Here is a 20512-nt window from a genome sequence, read left to right as displayed (position 1 = left end):
ATATATATGGTAAGGAGGAGTTTGAAAATGTCTTTTTCTCAGTTCAATATTGATGCTTTTCGAGCCGTTAACGATTTAGGTAAACAGTACCCATTTCTCAATTCTACTATGACGTTCGTGGCAGAATATATGGTATATTTCTTAGCTTTAATTATTGTAGTGTATTGGTTTACTCGATCTAACCAAAATCGAATGATGGTTGTTCAAGCGATGATTGCTTTTGTGATTGCTGAGGTTATCGGGAAAATAGCAGGAAAGTTACATTCAAATTATCAACCATTTGCAGAGTTACCCAATGTTAATAAATTGGTAGAGCATGCTGTTGATAATTCATTTCCAAGTGACCATACAATTTTATTCTTTTCAATTTGTTTTTCATTTTGGCTTGTTCATAAAAAGATTGGTTGGCTATGGATTACACTTGCATTCTGTGTAGCCATTTCTCGTATTTGGGTAGGAGTTCATTATCCTTTCGATGTTATAACAGGTGCTATATTAGGGATTGTTTCAGCGATAATTGCTTATTGGTTAGTACCAAAAGTTACTTTCTTGAAAAGAATACTTTCTATATATGAAAAAGGGGAAAACTACATTTTACCTGCAAAAGATAAATCAAAAAATTTTTAAGGAAAAACATCTGAATTATAAGTAGCTTTTTGCTTATATTGTTAATTTGATGTTAGATAAAAATGTAACATTTCTAGGACAATTGAAGTGGCTTAAACTTGCCACTTCAATTGCCCTAGAATAACTGAGTAAAAATATGGTTTATATATGTATCATAAATACGAATAACGTTTTCTTGGTAAGAATTTACTCATTACAATTTTTTTTGGAAGACTAAACCTCATAGACATACCCCACATCATTTTCACTCCAAAAATGAATTTCATACTTAAGTTAAAACAGTTATAAGGGATAGGATAACATTGGTGTTCATTCCTTTTTGTAATAATTGTGGATATACATAATTATTTTTTTGAAAACAATTTACAGTAATATTACGTTTTTTAGAGGAGAAATCAAGTTGTCAAAATCACTAATAAATATGATTTATTAGTGATTTTGACAACTTGAGAAAATAATTCGTTTATTATTTTGATTACAATATAAGGTAGTATTAGAATGCAGCGTGGAAAGTTAGAGAAAATAAACTGCATATCAAAAGGAGGATGATTTTGGATAGTTATGTTTGGATTATGAATATCAGAATAAAAAACTATACAATTTAATGAGTGGTAGTGTACATTTGGACGTGTAATTCGCGATAGAAATCCTAGTGGCAAATTATTTCTTAAAGTAGTGTGTTAGGCTCTAACCACAGGAACTGCCATGAACGTTAGGGATTTAGATATTCTACGTTTCAAACATAGCAAAGGTGTTAAAATCTGAATAATTAGAATTAAGTCAAATTAAATGGGGAGTCCTTATGAAGAAAATTTTAGTTATATTTCAAAATGGGAATTACTCGAGGCTATTTTTTGCATCTTTTACTTCACAAATGGGTAGTACAATTGGTTTAACTGCACTTATGTTTTATTTTTTAAATCGTTTTTCGCACCAACCTGCATATGCTACTATTACGGAGTTGATGTTGTCTTTGCCCACATTAGTAGTATTTTTTCTTGTTGGTGTAGTTACTGATAGGATTGATCGACAAAAAATAGCTCAAAATTGTGATTGGATTTGTTCTATATTATCGCTTTTATTATTGTGGTCTCTTTTTCTAAACTGGATGCCAGTAGCATTTGCGCTGTTATTTTTAAGAAGTATGGTAAAGAGCTTTTTTACACCCGCGCAATCATCCCTTGTACAAGGTGTTTTAACAAGAGATGATTATGCTACTGCAGTTGGTTTGAATCAGATGGTTACAAGTTTGTTTATGCTTTTTGGTAGTGGTATCGGGATTTATTGTTATTGGGTAATCGGTATTTATGGTGCAATCTTAATTGATGCAATTAGTTTTTTTATTAGTGCTCTTCTTATAAAATCTTGTAGAATGTCAGAAGAAATTCGTATGCCAAACGGAAAACATACTATCAAGGATTTGAACATTTCAATTGTAATGAAGGATTTTGTGAAGGGAATACGTTATATTTTGAACCACAACTTGTTACTTACACTTATCTCCGGATTTATAGTTTTCGGAATTTTAAATGGAGGGCTCTCAGTGATGCAGGTATTTATTTTAAAATACAAACTAGCCCCAAGAAACTATGAAGAAGTTTCAATTATATTAAGTATAGTCTTTGGTATCGGGATTTTACTTGGTAGTGTTATAGCATCTATACTTTCTCAAAAAATAAAGCTTTATCATTTACTAATTTTAGCTTTGTTTATTGGAGGAGGAGCGACTATTTTGAGCTCATTAGTCAATACAGTTTGGCTGTATGTTATTTGTACGGGCATAGTTGCCCTAGCACTTCCGATGATTAATGTAGCTATTGGAGGTTGGATTCCGAAAATAGTAAATCCAAAAATGATGGGAAGAGTACACGGGTGTATTAATCCTTTGATGATGCTCTCACAGTCACTAACCTTACTTTTTATTGCTGGATTTTACCCAGGTATTCTTGCAGTTGAAACTCTTTTTTGGATAGTTGGCGGATGTTTAATATTTGTAGGAGTTTTTTACATGATTAGCATTCCACGATTAATGAAAGTAGAAAAATCAGCTAGCATAACGCTCGAATAATTGTAGTTGATCAATTAATTTAACTAGGATTTGTGAGGGGTTTTATGGAAATTTTTGTTACCAAAATTAAAGATATAAATGATCGAAAATTAGAAAAAATTTGTTCGTGGATAGATGAAGAGAAAAGATATAGAATAAAAAAATTTATTAATAAAAAAGATAAAATTAGAACCTTGATTGGTGAATTACTAGTAAGGACTCTAACAAATAAAAAGCTTAAAATCGGTAATGAAAGAATAGTATGGGGGAAAAATCATTATGGAAAACCTTATTTAAAGGGGTATCCGAATTATTACTTTAACATTTCACATTCGGGAGAATTTGTAGTATGTGCAATTAGTAATAACCCTGTTGGAATTGACATTGAACAAATAAAACATATTGAATACGAAGAAATAGCAAAAAGTTTTTTCTGTGATAGTGAATATGCTTATATACAAAAAGGTGATGTTAATTATCAATTGAGAAAGTTTTATGAGGTATGGACATTGAAAGAGAGTTATATTAAATGCTATGGAAGCGGATTATCAATGTCACTAAAATCATTTTCTATTAATATAGATAGTCACAACGCTGTTCGTATACTTTCCGATAATAGAGAAAAGAGTAATTCTTATTCAATGGCGATTTTTGATATAGAGTTAGAATACAAAATGGCTGTATGTTCATTAAATGAAGAAATTTCTAGTAATATAACAGTGATTAACCAAGATATTATTATTAATGATTTTTACAAACTTTTATCAGATAGAGGTGCATTTTAATGATGTTATTTTGTTTGCCTTATGCAGGAGGGTCCGAAGCGTTATATTATAAATGGGGTGATTATCTAACCCCATCTATAAATCTATGTCCAGTACTGTTAAAGGGAAGAGGGAAAAGATTCAATGAACCATTTTATAATAGCTTAGAAGAAGCGGTAGATGACATCTTTGATAATATTCGGGATAAAATAGGTGAGGAAGATTATGCAATTTATGGACATAGTATGGGGAGCCTATTAGCGTATGAATTATACTATAAAATAATAGAAATGGGATTCAAGAAACCCAAGCATATCTTTTTTTCTGGATACAAAGCACCGAGTGAAAGGGAAAAGAAGGAGATAACTTATAATTTACCAAATAACGAGTTTAAAAATAGAGTTATAGAATTAGGGGGAACACCAGAAGAATTAATTCATAACGAAGAATTGTTCGAATTTTTCATCCCTTTACTAAAACATGATTTTAAAATAGTTGAAACATATGAATATAAAGAAAAAACGGATAAAATCACATGCGATATTACTGTATTAAACGGAACAGAAGATTTAATTAGTCTAAAAGGCATAATTGGTTGGAAGAAGCATACTTGTGGAAATTTTAAGATTTATAATTTGGAAGGAAATCATTTCTTTATAAATAACAATGTGGAAAAAATTACAACAATAATAAATGATACGTTAACTGGGGTTTTAAATTAGATTCCTCAGATATATACCAATAGTTATCCTTACTTACTCATTTTCTTAATTATGTGCTGTAGTAGCGTTATCTGTAACTTGATATGAGTTTTAATATTTGTCTTTAATTAAATTACCGTAAAAATTTCTGATTATTTTAACTTTTTTGATAAATTTTTATCATATGTTTTTTGTATGAAAATAAGGAAATTTTTCTCGTAGTAAGTTAAATTTTTTTATAGAATTCCTTTTAGTAACTTCTAAATAGGGGGGATTGTATACCTTGTTATGAACGATGAATTTTTTATTTAATTCATTCTCTATATTTTTAACAGTAATAAAATAATAAATAATTTTGGTAATGGATAATTACTAAAAAAGGGGAAATCCAACATGTCTATTAAGAATTCTGGTGAAATAAACAAGGATGGGACAAGAACTTACGATGAGATTACAGTAGCAGAGCAAGATATGATATTAAATAAATTCAATTCCACAAAAACCGAATATCCAAGAAATAAGACCATAAACCAGCTATTTGAAGAACAAGTGGAGAGAACACCTGAAAATATTGCAGTTGTGTTTAAAGATAAACAACTCACATACAGGGAACTTAACGAGAAATCCAATCAATTAGCAAGGATGTTAAGGAATAAGGGTGTTAATACAGATGCTATTATAGGATTAATGATTGATAGATCACTTGAAATGATAATTGGAATAATGGGTATTTTAAAATCTGGAGCAGCTTACCTCCCAATTGATCCTGATACTCCAAAAGCAAGAATTGATTATATGTTACGGGATAGTCATACCATGATTTTATTGACTCAAGAGAAATTCATTAAGAAAATCGAATATGATTTAGAAATAATCAATTTGGACGAGCTAGATTCAAGTGACTTAAGTACAGATAATCTGAAACATGTAAATCGTTCTGATGATACAGCTTATATTATTTATACATCGGGTTCTACTGGAATACCAAAGGGAGTTATCATTTCGCATTATAGTGCTATCAGAGTCGTTCGAAATACAAATTACATAGAAATAAAAAATAATGATACCATTCTACAGCTTTCGAATTATTCTTTTGATGGATCAATTTTTGATATATATGGAGCTCTGTTAAATGGGGCGAAATTAGTAGTGATAGAAAAAGATACAGTCACGGATATAAATAAGCTTGGAAATATAATTAAGCAAGAAAACATAAACGTAATGTTTATTACAACTGCTTTATTTAATGCGCTTGTAGGTATGAAAATAGATTGTTTAATCAATATAAGAAAAATATTATTTGGTGGAGAAAGAATTTCAGTCTCCCATGCAAGAAAAGCATTAGAATTTCTGGGGAAAGATAAACTCATTCATGTATACGGACCAACGGAAAGTACTGTTTTTGCCACATATTACTTTATAAATGAAATAGATGAGGATGTTGACACTCTACCTATAGGTAAACCGTTAGCAAATACTTCAGTTTACATAGTAGATGAAAAGAAAAATTTACTTCCTATTGGTGAACCTGGAGAACTTTGTATTTCTGGTGATGGATTAACTAAAGGGTACTTAAATAATGAGCAGCTAACATTAGAGAAATTCGTTAAAAACCCATTTGCAGAAGGAGAGCGTTTATACCACACAGGAGATTTGGCTAGGTGGTTACCTGATGGGAATATTGAATTTATAGGAAGAATTGACCATCAAGTAAAGGTTCGGGGATTTAGGATTGAACTTGGAGAGATAGAGAGTCAGTTATTAAAGCATCCAAATGTAAAAGAAACTGTAGTTGTAGCAAGAGAAGAAAAGGACAAGAGCAATTATATTTGTGCATATCTAACATTAGTAGGAGAAGTTACTGTTGAAGAATTAAGAAAATTTTTAGGTGAAAAGTTACCTGATTATATGATTCCTACTTATTTTCTTAAGTTAGATAAAATGCCGTTAACAGCAAATGGAAAAATAGATAAAAAGTCTTTACCTGAACCAGATCGAAGTTTTAATACCGAGGTTGAATATGAGGAACCAAGAAATGAGATTGAAAAACAGCTCGTTTTAATGTGGCAGGAAACTTTGAATATAAATAAAGTTGGTATTAATGACAGTTTTGCAGTTCTTGGTGGACATTCGATAAACGCAATGGAGCTTTTATCTAAAATGAATGATAGGTTAAGTGTTGATTTACCATTAAAGGAACTGTTTAGATTATCCACAATAAAGAAAATAAGTGCTTACATCGAAACAAACAAGGGAGAAATTATTGAGAACCGACAATTTACAAAAACTACAGATTTAAAGAATTTACATGAACCTTTCCCACTTACAGGTATACAATTAGCCTATTTAATAGGTAGAGATCCGGCTTTTGAAATTGGTGGAGCAGCTACAAATTTAACGGTTGAATTTGAAATAGATATTAATATAGATAGGTTTAATAGTGCATTACAAAAATTAATTAATAGACATCCAATACTAAGAACAATAGTTTTTGAAAATGGAACACAAAGAATCTTAGAAGGAGAACTTCTTTATTCTGTAGACACAGTAGATGTAAGGCATTTAAATCAAGAAGATATAATGATACGTATATTGGAACAAAGACAAAAAATGATAGCTAAAATCATAGATCCAAGTACTTGGCCATTATTTGAGATAAAAGCATTTATATTACCCAATAATCAAAAATATTTTTGTTTAAATATAGATCCGCTAATTTGTGATGACAGTAGCATGAAAATATTAATCAAGGAATTTAAAATGTTTTACAATCAGCCAAGTCTGCAGCTGCCTGAGCTGGAGTATAATTTTAGAGACTATGTTTTAGCAACCAATGAATTTAGGCAATCTAATCGATATAAAAAAGATGAGAAGTACTGGTTAAATAAATTGGATAATTTCCCAAGTGCACCAGCATTGCCTTTAAAATGCAACCCATTAGAAATTGAAAAACCTACATTTAATAAATGTTCGGAATTTTTAGAACGTGAAACGTGGAATAGATTAAAACAAAAAGCAAGAGAAAAAAATCTTACCCCTACATCGGTTTTATGTGCTGCATATGCTTACGTCTTAGCATATTGGAGTAATCAGAGTCAATTTGCAGTAAATTTAACTGTTTTTAATCGGATACCGTTCCATCAAGACGTAAAAAAAATCATTGGGGATTTCACAACTCTAATGTTATTAGATATTAATGCGAAAGATAGTATTGAGTCATTTTGGAAATTTGCTACGAAGGTACAGGATACATTGTTAGAAGCCCTTGAACATAGACATTATGATGGTGTGGATTTTATAAGAGCTATTGGGAAAAAACATAGAATGGTTAATCAAGCTATAATGCCTATTGTATTTACAAGTGTATTGAGTGAGGACTCAGATGATTCATTTAATCATTTGATAGATTTTGAAAAAATTAAATTTTTTAGTACAAGAACATCCCAAGTTTATATAGATAACCAAGTTTATGAATTAAATGGAGGTTTATATATTACATGGGATTACGTTGAACAATTATTTGAGATCAATGTTATTAAATCAATGTTTGAACAATATATAAATGTATTAAATCAGGTTATATTTAATGATCAAGTGTCAGGTATTAACCTTAGTGAGAATAGCATAAAAGTTATTGAAACCTATAATGATACAAACAAAAAGTTTGATAAGTGTACTTTACATGAAATGTTTGTGAATCGAGCAAAACTAGTACCAGATAAGGTAGCTGTAATTCATCATGATGATTCGATAACTTATAAAGAACTAAATGAAAAATCAAATCAAATTGCAAGATACTTAATGGATAAGGGAGTTAGAAAAGGTGATTACATTGGTGTGATAGGTAAGCGATGTATAGATACCATTATAAATTTGTTTGCTGTTTTAAAGGCTGGAGCAGCATATATACCGCTTGATCCTGATTATCCTGAAGAAAGAAAAGAATATATAAAAAAGAAAAGTAATTGTAAGTTCTTTATAACACCTTCTACCTATAAAGATGAAAATATTAGGGAATATTCTGATGATGAAGTCAATATTAAAGTAGATGAAACAGATATGGCATATGTTATTTTTACTTCTGGTAGTACAGGAAAACCTAAAGGAGTTCAAATAACTCATGGTGCAGCAACAAATACAATTATAGATATTAACGAAAAATTCTGTGTGACAGAAAATGATAAAATTATGGGGATTTCTTCACTGTGCTTTGATTTGTCAGTTTATGATGTTTTTGGTGCATTGAGCTGTGGAGCGGCCCTTGTAATTATAGATGATCAAAGGGATGCATATAACCTAAAAAAAGTTGTAAAGAAAGAAGGAATCACAATTTGGAACTCAGTTCCAGCAATTATGGAACTGACAGTGGACTTATATAATGATAGTGAACAGGATGATAGTCTAAGGCTTGTATTGCTTAGTGGGGACTGGATACCGCTGGAACTTCCTCAGAAGATAAAGAAAACTTTCAAAAATGCGGAAGTTATTAGCTTAGGTGGAGCAACTGAGGGGTCAATATGGTCCATATATTACCCTATTAAGGAAATTAAGGATGATTGGAAAAGTATACCATATGGAATGCCGTTGGCTAACCAGAAAATTTATGTATTAAATCAAAATAAGCAATTGTGTCCCGTAGATGTAGAGGGAGAATTGTACATTGGTGGAGTGGGAGTAGCAAGTGGGTATATAAATGATATTGAAAAAACTAAGATGTCATTTATTTTGCACGATGAATTAGGATATATTTACAAAACTGGTGATTATGGCGTGTTAAAAGAGGACGGATATGTCGAATTTTTAGGAAGAAAAGACAGTCAAGTTAAGATAAGGGGATATAGGGTAGAATTAGGGGAAATTGAAAATTGCATAATCAAATATAAAGGTGTAAATAAAACAGTAGTAATTGACTATACAAACGATAATAAAATGAAAAGCCTATATGCTTTTGTAGTTTCAGATGAAGACATAAACCCAAATGAACTAAAACAATATTTGCAAAATCAGCTCCCGAATTATATGATTCCATCAAGATTTTTCAAAATAGATGAAATACCATTGACTGTAAATGGGAAAGTAAATAAGAGTATTTTGGGGGAATTAATAAAAAATCATGAACTAGATGAAGTTGCAGCAACTACATGTGAAGAAGCAGAAAATGAAACTCAAGCCCAAATATTAGATATATGGAAAGACGTATTTGGAATAGAAAACATAGGAATAGATACTAATTACTATGAAATAGGCGGAGATTCATTAAAAGCGATATCGATTGTTACTGAAATTAAAAAGAGAATGAATATAGAGGTGCCGATAGGAGAAATATTTAAAAATGACACTATAAAGGTATTAGATCAATATTTGAAAAATAGCCAAGACAATCATAGGGAAAATATGATTGAAAGGGTATCGAAAAAGGATTATTATGCTACATCACCTTCTCAAAAACGAATGTACATGCTTTCTATGATGGAAAATAATAGAGGAGCATATCATATTCCTATGGCGTTACTTGTCGAAGGTGAAATCGAATGTAATAGACTTGAAAATGCATTTAGAAAATTTATAGATAGACATGAAATCCTGAGAACAGGATTTGAAGTATTAGATAATGAATTAGTTCAAAGGGTTTATGATAAAGTTGATTTTGATTTGGAATACCAATGTTTAGATATAGTCGTAACAGATGATGAAGGTTTAAGAGATTTAACTAGCAAAATGTGTAAGGAATCAACAAAGCCTTTTGATTTAAGTAAACCATCATTAATGAGAGCTAAACTAATTAAAATCGGAGTAGAGAAGCATATATTGGTTGTTAACTTCCATCACATAATAGCAGATGGGGTATCACAAGGAATATTTATGAATGAAATACTCGATTTATATAACAATCTTGATCTACCTAAGATAAATATACAATACAAGGATTATGTAGAATGGAATAATACGTATAATCAATCTAATGCTATAAAAAAACAAGAGCAATATTGGCTGAATTTATACAGTCATCTGCCATCTAAATTAGAATTACCTTATGATTATAGAAAAGAAAATATTGATACCTTTGCAGGAGAAAATGCATACTTTCATATAGAAAAAGAGTTATCTGAACAGATAAGAAGGGTAGCTAAGGATACAGGGTCAACTTTATATATGCTTATGCTTAGCGCTTATCATATATTACTTCACAAATATACTGGAAAAACTGATATTGTTGTCGGAACAGCAGCATCAGGTAGGTTACATCAAGATTTACAAAATATTTTTGGTGTGTTCGTCAACACTATTGCTTTAAGAAACAATATAGATGCTACAAAAAGTTTTAAAGAAATTTTGGAACAGGTAAAAGAAAATACAATTACAGCATTTGAAAACTCAGAGTATCAGTTTGACGAACTAATTCGCAGTATAGACTATGAAAGAGACTCTAATAGAAACCCTTTATTTGATACCATGTTTGTATTGGAAGACGCTAAATTATTTACTAAGAAGCAAGGTGCTTTAAATCTTAGTCCAATAATATTTGAATTAGATAATGCAAAATTCGATATCACTTTTAATATTTTAGATTATGACGATGAGATCGTGTTAAATGTCGAATATAGTACTGGATTATTCAAAAGAGACACAATATTAAGAATGACAGAAAATTATATTAATATTCTGAGGGAAATATCAAGGAATCTTTCGATAAGTGTAAATAAAATAGATATGATCCCACAAGAAGAAAAGCGCTTTTTATTGTATGAACATAACGATACAAATGTAGATTTCTCTAAAAACCAGTTAATACACAAGTTATTTGAAGAACAAGTAGAACGAACGCCAGATAGCATTGCAGTTGTTTTTGAAGATAAGAAGTTGACATATAGGGAGTTAAATGAAAAATCTAATCAATTGGCAAGAGCGTTAAGAGAAAATGGTGTTGGTTCTGATAAAATAGTAGGAATATTATTAGAACGTTCAGTTGATGTGATTGTGGGAATTATGGGGATTTTAAAAGCTGGTGGTGCGTATTTACCAATTGATCCTACATATCCTATAGATAGAATTAAATATATACTTCAAGATAGTCAAACTGAAATATTATTGACCCAGGATAAATTAATTAATTTGGTTGATTGTACAGAAGTTGATGATATTAGCATTATTAATATTCATAATGAGCATTTGTTTAAATACGGAACCGAGAACTTACGTATTGATAGCAGCAGTAAAGATTTAGTCTATGTCATTTATACATCTGGTTCTACTGGAAAGCCAAAAGGAGTTATGGTGGAGCATCATTCATTGGTGAACTTATGTAATTGGCATAATTCCTTCAATAAAATAAGTGAAACTGATAAAAATGCTAGTTATGCAAGTATAAGTTTTGATGCATTTGCTTGGGAAGTATTTCCTTATATCATAGCGGGTTCAGAGATTCATATTATAAATGATAATTTAAAATTAGATATTACAAAATTAAACAAATATTTTATTGAAAAAGAGATTTCAATAAGCTTTTTACCTACACAAGTATGTGAACAATTTTTAATGCTTGAGAATACATCTTTAAGGAGATTATTAACAGGTGGAGATAAACTAAATTATTTTGAAAATAAAAGTTACCAGATTGTTAATAACTATGGTCCTACAGAGAATTCAGTAGTAACAACAAGCTTTATTATAGAAAATTCTTATGACAATATACCGATAGGAAAACCAATATGTAATACAAAAGTCTTTATTTTAAACGAATCTAATGGGCTTTGTCCATTGGGAGTGCCAGGCGAGCTTTGTATCAGCGGAGAAGGTTTGGCCCGTGGTTATTTAAATAGACCAGAGCTCACAGCAGAAAAATTCATTCCAAATCCGTTCATTCCAGGAGAGAGAATGTATCGAACAGGAGACCTTGTGAGAATGTTACCTGATGGAAATATTGAGTTTTTAGGAAGAATTGACCATCAAGTGAAAATTCGTGGTTTCAGGATTGAACTGGGTGAGATAGAGAGTCAACTTCTAAAACATAAGGAAGTAAAAGAAGCTGTTGTTATCGCAAGAGAAGATAGTAATAATCATCAATATTTATGTGCGTACTTTACTTCCGAAACATCGAAGGGTGAGACTAGGGTTCAAGAAATTCGAAAGTTTTTGGCAAAAGAGTTACCAGAGTATATGATTCCTGCTTTTTTTGTTCAGCTAGACAAGCTACCACTTACTACAAATGGGAAAGTGGATCGAAAGGCTTTACCAAGTCCTGATGAAAGTTCGGTTGCAGGAGTAGTAGAGTATGAGGCACCAAGGAATACAGTCGAAGAAAAGCTTGTATCCATTTGGCAAGATATTTTAGATATAGAAAACATAGGAATTCAACACAACTTTTTTGAAATTGGAGGCCATTCACTGAAAGCGACTACGATGGTTTCTAGAATCCATAAGGAACTTATGGTGGAGATACCTTTAGGACAAGTCTTCCAAACACCTACTATAAAAGGGATTGGAGAATTTATTGACTCTACAAAAGAAAGTGTATATGCATCGATCAAAAAAGTAGAAGAACAAGATTATTATCCACTTTCATCTGCCCAAAGAAGACTCTACATTTTAAACAAAATAGAGGGTAGCGGAGTATCTTATAATATGCCTTTCGCTATGAAAATAAAAGGTGATTTGGATGTTCATCAGCTTGAACAGGCTTTCCATAAATTAATCGAAAGACATGAAGCTTTAAGAACTTCTTTTGTAATGGTAGATGGTGAACCAGTTCAAAAGATTGAAAAAGAGATAGATTTCCAAGTGACGTATAGAGAAATGGGTACCAATAAGCTAGATGATATAATAAATGGATTTGTTAAACCGTTTGATTTGGAGAAAGCTCCTCTTTTACGGGTTGAAATCATACATGTTACAGATGATGAGCACGTGGTGGTATTAGATATGCATCATATCATATCAGATGGTGTATCAATGGGGATTTTCATGCAGGAATTAGCTGAATTATATAATGGTCAAAAATTATCTCCATTAAGCATTCAATATAAAGATTATTCTGCGTGGCAAAGAGGCTTGTTTACCCAAGAAGAAATCACAAAGCAAGAAAAGTATTGGATGAATGTGTTCAATGAAGAAGTACCCGTACTAAATATGCCAACGGACTATAAAAGGCCAAAAAGAAGAAGTTTTGCTGGAGATAGAATCAATTTAAAAATCAATAGTGAAACTTATAATCAGTTAAACAAGTTGGCTACAGAAAATGAAGTTACTATGTATATGCTGATGTTAGCAGGATACACGACTTTGCTTTCTAAATATTCAGGGCAAGAGGATATAGTAGTAGGATCACCAATTGCAGGAAGAAAACATGTAGATTTAAATAATGTAATGGGAATGTTTGTGAATACCCTTGCGATGAGAAATTATCCAAAGGGCAATAGATCTTTTAGAGAGTACTTAAAAGAAGTAAAAGAAAATACATTGAAAGCATATGAAAATCAGGATTATCAATTTGAAGAATTGGTAGAAAAGGTAAATGTGAGAAGAGACATTTCACGAAATCCACTATTTGATACGATGCTTGTATTTCAACACACTGATAATATGCTATTAAATTTGGATGGACTAAAGGTTAGCATGTTAGAAGATCAGAGGAAAATAGTTAAGTTTGATATTACTATACATGTAAGTGAGTTAGAGGACGGATTAGGATTAGAAATTGAATACTGTACGGCTCTCTATAAAAAGGAAACAATAGAGAGGTTTTTAGAGCATTTTATAAATATCTTAAGAGAAGTAGTAGAAAATCCAGAACAGAAATTAAGTGAAATAGATATATTAACAGAGAAAGAAAAAAGTAAGTTATTAAACGAATTTAATAATACAAAAGGAAAATATGATAAAGAAAAAACACTTCCAGAGCTTTTTGAAGAACAGGTAGAGAAGACACCTAATAATGTGGCACTTGTTTTTGAAAATCAAAGTATAACATATAAAGAGCTAAACGAAAGGGCAAATAGCCTTGCGCATATACTTCGCGAAAAAGGAGTTGGTCCTGACGTAGTAACGGGAATAATGGTGGAACGCTCTATTGAAATGATAGTAGGTATAATGGGGATTTTAAAAGCTGGAGGAGCTTATTTACCGATTGATCCAACTTATCCTAGGACAAGAAAAGAATATATGTTACGTAATAGCCATATAGAGATACTATGCGTAACGAATGAGGTTCATAGCGATATATCTTTTCATGGACAAATTATACAATTAGATAAATTAAAATATAAAGAAAATAGAACGAATATCAGTAAAATAAATAGTCCCCGAAATTTAGCTTATGTAATATATACATCGGGTTCTACAGGGAATCCTAAAGGTGTAATGATAGAACAAAATAGTGTAAATAACTTAGTCAATGGGTTAAATGATGTAATTTATAAAAGATTCAATACTAATGTTAATGTCGCGTTGCTAGCACCATTTATATTTGATGCATCGGTGAAACAAATATTTGCAACATTACTTTTAGGACATACCTTATTTGTTGTGCCAAAGGAAGTAAGTTGGAATGCAATGAGTTTAATTGAGTATTATGCAGCAAATAAAATACATGTATCCGATGCTACTCCGGCACATTTAACAACGCTTAGCTATGTAAATAAAATAGAACAAGAATTAGAAATTAAAGAATTTATTGTAGGAGGAGAGGCATTAACGCCTTATTTAATCAAAGGTTTATTTGAAAAATTTGCTGATTTTAAACCTAATATCACAAATGTTTATGGGCCTACAGAGTGTTGTGTAGATTCCACAAGTTATAGAATTGAGTTTGATCAAATAAGCGGTGATAAGGTAATTCCGATTGGAAAACCAATTTTAAACACTAATATATATATATTAGACAAGGGAAATAATCTTCAGCCAATTGGAGTAGCTGGAGAACTGTGTGTATCAGGTGAGGGGATAGCAAGAGGATATTTGAATAATCTAGAATTAACAGCTGAAAGGTTTATTGAAAATCCATTTAATAACGGTAAATCTATGTATCGAACTGGAGATCTTGCAAGGTGGTTACCTGATGGGAATATAGAATTTTTAGGACGGATAGATCATCAGGTGAAAATACGTGGTTATCGAATTGAACTTGGAGAAATAGAAAGTCAACTGTCAACTCATCAAGATATCGAAGAAACGATTGTTATAGCTAGAGAAGATAAGGAAAGTAATCAATATTTATGTGCGTATATTGTTTCACAAAAAGAATTACATGCAAGGGAAATTCGAGAATATTTAGAACAGAAACTTCCGGATTATATGATTCCTGGATATTTTGTGAAATTAGATAAACTTCCGTTGACAACGAACGGGAAAGTAGACAGAAAAGCACTTCCTGAACCAGATGGAAGTATTAATACTGGGGTAGAGTATGAGGAACCGAGAAATGAAGTGGAAGAAAAGCTCGTTGAAATTTGGAGAAGTATTATTGGGATAGAGGATATAGGGATTAATCATAATTTCTTTGTATCTGGAGGAGATTCCATTAAGGCAATCCAAATTATATCTAGATTATCTAAAATTGGTCTTAAACTAGAAATGAAAGATTTATTTGCAAATCCAAAAATTAAAAATCTTGGAAAATATATAAAACGAGAAAAGAAAGAACAAAAGGTTCATGAAATAGTAAAGGGGGAAGTAGAATTAACCCCGATACAAAGCTGGTATTTTGAGAAAAACCAAGAAGAGATACATCATTTTAATCAATCGTTCATGCTATTTAGAGAAAATGGATTTGATGAAAAACAGATAGAAGAAGTATTTAATAAAATTATGGAACATCATGATGCTTTACGCATGATATATAAAGAAAAAGAGGGAGAAATAATTCAATATAATAGGGGTTATGACAAGAACCTATTTGATTTATATATTCATGATGTTAAGGGCATTGAGAATAAGGAAGAGAAGGTATATGAAATTGCTACAAATATTCAAAAAGAGATGGATATTAAAGAAGGTAAACTTGTAAAGCTTTGTTTATTTAAATCGGATGAAGGAGATCATCTTCTGATTGCGATTCATCACCTTGTAGTGGATGGAGTATCATGGAGAATCCTACTCGAAGATTTGGAGACTTTATATTCACAACTAGAAAAGGGTGAAAAGCTAGAAATAGGATTCAAAACAGATTCCTATAAAGAATTTGCATCAAAGTTAAAAGCTTATAGCGTGAGTAGGGAATTAATGAAAGAAAGGGAATATTGGACAAGTATATCAAAAGAGAATGTACAGTTTATCCCTAAAAAGAAAGAAATCACAAAAAACAACTTTGAAAATAGTAGTACAGTAAGTATTACATTAGATAAAGAACTCACTACATCTTTACTTAGAAATACAAATAGGGCATATAACACAGAAATAAATGATATTTTATTAACAGCTTTAGCAGTTGGAACCAGAGAATTGACGGGGAAATACAAGCTAAAAGTAAATATGGAAGGGCATGGAAGAGAGGACGTAATAGAGAATTTCGAAATCAATAGGACTGTTGGATGGTTCACGACGATGTATCCAGTGCTTTTAGATATAGGGAATGAAAATGAACTTTCGACCAACATAAAGACAGTTAAAGAAATTTTGAGGAAAATACCAAATAAAGGAATAGGTTATGGAGTATTAAAACATTTAGCAAAAGATAAGGGATTTATGAATGAAGAAAAGGCACCAATTTCATTTAACTATTTAGGTGAATTGGATCAAGATATTAACAGGAGAGAATTCTCTGCATCGAAATGGTCTATAGGTGAAACAGTGGGTAAGAAAATTAATAGGAATACATCTATAGAAATGAATTCAATGGTTTTAAATGGTGAATTGGTTATTCATACAACATTTAATAAATTAGAATACAGTGAAAAAATGATAAAGGACTTAAATCAGAAATATAAAGAAAGTCTTGAAATGATAATTAATCACTGTGCGAATAAAGTAGAACCAGATCAAACACCTTTTGATTATGGAGATATAAATATAACATTAGAAGAACTTGAAGAAATAAAAGAAAAATACAATGGTTTTATTATTGAGAAAATATATCCGTTAGCAAATATGCAAAAAGGGATGTTATTCCACGCATTAGAAGATAAAAATTCAAGTATGTATTTCGAACAAATTGTAATGGATATAAAAGGGACTGTAGATGTAGATATTTTAGAAAAATCATTTAATACAATAATGAGGAGACACGAAATATTAAGAGCAGCATTTGAGTATGAATTAGTGGAGGAACCAAGACACGTCATACTTCAAGATAGAAAAGTAGGTTTCAAATATTATGATATTCAAGACGAAAGCATTGAGCAGAAAACAAAGTTTATAGAGAATTATTTACAAAATGATAAACAAAAAGGCTTTAATTTAAGTGTAGACACATTAATGAGAATTAGCTTAATTCAAATGAATCAGGATTCATATAAATTGGTATGGAGTCATCATCACATATTGTTAGATGGATGGTGTCTTGGGATTATATTAGGTGAGTTATTTGATATTTATGGAAGAAAGATGAAAGGTGAAGATAGCCATTTAGCGGAGCCAACACCATATAGTGATTATATAAGATGGTTGGAAGAACAGGATAAAGAAGAAGGATTAGCACATTGGAAGAGCTATTTGGATGGATATGAAGAACAAGCACAGGTTCCTAAAATCTTGAATAAAGTTAATGAGTATAAAAGAAAAGAAAAAATGATAGAATTTTCAAAAGAAATGACTCGTAACATTATTCAACTCGCAAATAGAAATCAAGTTACTTTTAATACCGTACTGCAGACAATTTGGGGCATTCTTTTAGCGAGGTACAATAATATAGAAGATGTTGTATTTGGAACAGTCGTATCAGGAAGAGAGGCAAAAGTAGAAGGAATTGAAGCGATGGTAGGATTATTCATTAATACAATTCCGACTCGAGTTAAACTGGAAAAAGATAGTAGTTTTAAAGAGGTTTTAAGAAATGTCCAGGATGAATCAATAGAAAATAATAAATATAACTATATAAATTTAGCTGAAATTCAATCTTTACATGATCTAAAAAGAAATCTAATTGATCATGTAATGGTATTTCAAAATTATTCACTGGATGATAGTAGTTTTAATCATGCAGAAAGTAATACAGGTTTTATGTGTCAAAATATAAGGGGAGAAGAGCAAACCAATTATGGATTCAACATTGTAGCAATTCCTGGAGAACAGTTAGTATTAAAATTAACTTATAACGAAAAGATTTATCCACAGAAAATAATAGACAATATAGAAATGCATCTTAAAAAAGTAACCGAACAAGTTGTTATAAATGAGGATAAGAAATTAAATGAGATAGATATAATCCCAGAGAAAGAGCGAAATGCATTATTGTATGGATTTAATGATACAAAGACGAATTATCCGAAGGATAAGACTATACATCAGTTGTTTGAGGAACAGGTAGAGAAAACGCCTAATCATATTGCCGTTGAATTTGAAGGCACTAAAATGACGTATCAAGAATTAAATGAAAAGTCTAATCAAGTTGCTAGATGGTTACGAGATAAAGGGATTACTGCAAATACAATTGTGGGAATTATGGTTGAGAGATCCCCTGAGATGATAATTGGAATAATGGGTATCTTAAAATCAGGTTCAGCTTATTTGCCGATAGATCCTAAATCTCCGCAGGATAGAATCAAATTTATGATACAAGATAGTGATATTCAAATTCTATTAACGCAGGAGAAGTTCATTAATGATTCCTCATTGGATGTAGAGATGGTTAGTTTAGATAAGAGTGAGAATTTTCAATTGAGTAAAGAGAATTTAGCTCCTATCAATGATTCTGGGAACATAGCTTATATCATATATACATCGGGCTCTACTGGAATACCAAAAGGTGTGGTTACATCACACTCTAATGCAGTAAGAGTTGTTCGTGACACAAACTATATTAAGATTGATGCAGATGATATTATTTTACAGCTTTCAAATTATTCTTTTGATGGATCCGTATTTGACATCTACGGTGCATTGTTAAATGGTGCAAAATTAGTGATGGTATCAATAGATACAGTATTGAATTTAAGTAAGCTAACAAAATTAATAAAAGAAGAAAAAATTAGTGTTATGTTTATAACTACAGCCTTATTTAATACGGTGGTTGATTTAGAAATAGAGTGTTTATCTAATATAAGAAAAATCCTTTTTGGTGGTGAAAGAATTTCAGTATCACATACAAAACGAGCATTGGAGTATCTAGGGAAAGATAAGCTGATTCATGTATACGGTCCGACAGAAAGTACTGTTTTTGCTACGTATTATTGTATAAATGAAATCAAGGAAGAATTCGACACAATACCAATTGGGAAGCCATTAGCAAATACTTCAGCATTTATAGTAGATGGAAATCAGAGACTACTTCCAATCGGCGTAGCTGGAGAACTTTGTTTAAGTGGAGCAGGATTGGCTCAAGGATATTTAAACCGACCAGATTTGACAGCAGAAAAGTTTGTCTCAAATCCATTTATACCAGAAGAAAAAATGTATCGAACAGGGGATCTTGTTAGGATGTTGCCTGATGGAAATATTGAGTTCTTAGGTAGAATAGATCATCAAGTGAAAGTTCGTGGTTTCAGGATTGAACTTGGTGAGATAGAGAGTCAGCTACTTAAATATAAAAAAGTAAAAGAAGCTATTGTTATCGTAAGAGATGATATTCATGGTGAAAAATATATATGCGCTTACTTTACTTCTGAAACATGGAAAGATGAATTAATAATTCAAGAAATTAGAAAGTATCTAACTAAAAAGCTTCCAGAGTATATGATTCCTGCATTTTTTGTTCAACTTGATAAGCTACCGCTAACTACAAATGGGAAAGTAGACCGAAAGTCATTACCAAAGCCTGATGGGAACGTAACAACTGAGGTAGAGTACGTGGCACCAAGTAATTTTGTAGAAGAGACTATTATTTCAATTTGGGAAGAAATCCTAGGCATCAAATCTATTGGAATTTCTCATAACTTCTTTGAAATAGGAGGAAATTCACTGAAGTTAATGAGTGCTGTTGCTGCTATTAATAAAGTTTTAAATACAGATATAAGCATTCACAATTTCTTTGAGAATCCAAGTGTAATGGGTTTAGCAAATTATATCCTATCAACTGAACATGATCGTCAAAATAGTTCTTATGATTATGTTGAGGAAGAGGTATAACGGTTTAAAATGAAATTCATTTCTTTTGGAGGTAAAAGATATTAGTACTAGGTGTAAAAAGGCACATTTTCTATAATGTTGATTGTTTTGAGATTTAAGATTCAATTATAAGAAAAGGGGATTTATCCTAGGAAAACTGTACAATCTATACTTCTTCT

5 protein-coding genes are annotated in these 20512 nt (G+C 31.1%); all 5 read left to right on the top strand.

What is annotated here, in order from left to right:
• The first annotated feature begins 27 nt into the window (after positions 1–27).
• The 5 genes from MR112_RS22645 to MR112_RS22625 all read left to right on the top strand — a co-directional run bounded on the left by MR112_RS22645 (position 28) and on the right by MR112_RS22625 (position 20354).
• Complete coding sequence (locus tag MR112_RS22645; protein ID WP_088362860.1) at positions 28–627, top strand: undecaprenyl-diphosphatase; 600 nt, start codon at positions 28–30, stop codon at positions 625–627.
• Positions 628–1429: 802 nt separating this feature from the next.
• Positions 1430–2695 carry an MFS transporter gene (locus MR112_RS22640; protein WP_242245407.1) on the top strand — a complete coding sequence of 422 codons (1266 nt, stop codon included), beginning with the start codon at positions 1430–1432 and terminating at the stop codon, positions 2693–2695.
• A gap of 44 nt (positions 2696–2739) precedes the next feature.
• Positions 2740–3459, top strand: coding sequence for a 4'-phosphopantetheinyl transferase family protein (locus tag MR112_RS22635; protein ID WP_242245406.1), 720 nt, complete (start codon positions 2740–2742; stop codon positions 3457–3459).
• Complete coding sequence (locus tag MR112_RS22630; RefSeq protein ID WP_242245405.1) at positions 3459–4160, top strand: thioesterase II family protein; 702 nt, start codon at positions 3459–3461, stop codon at positions 4158–4160. The genes MR112_RS22635 and MR112_RS22630 overlap by 1 nt, the downstream gene beginning before the upstream one ends.
• 372 nt (positions 4161–4532) lie before the next feature.
• Positions 4533–20354 carry a non-ribosomal peptide synthetase gene (locus tag MR112_RS22625; RefSeq protein ID WP_242245404.1) on the top strand — a complete coding sequence of 5274 codons (15822 nt, stop codon included), beginning with the start codon at positions 4533–4535 and terminating at the stop codon, positions 20352–20354.
• Positions 20355–20512: the final 158 nt, after the last annotated feature.

The organism is Bacillus cereus group sp. BfR-BA-01330 (assembly GCF_022663885.1).
GTDB lineage: Bacteria > Bacillota > Bacilli > Bacillales > Bacillaceae_G > Bacillus_A > Bacillus_A cereus.
Note: the sequence above shows the minus strand (reverse complement) of the source record. Positions and strands in the feature narration are given on the sequence as shown.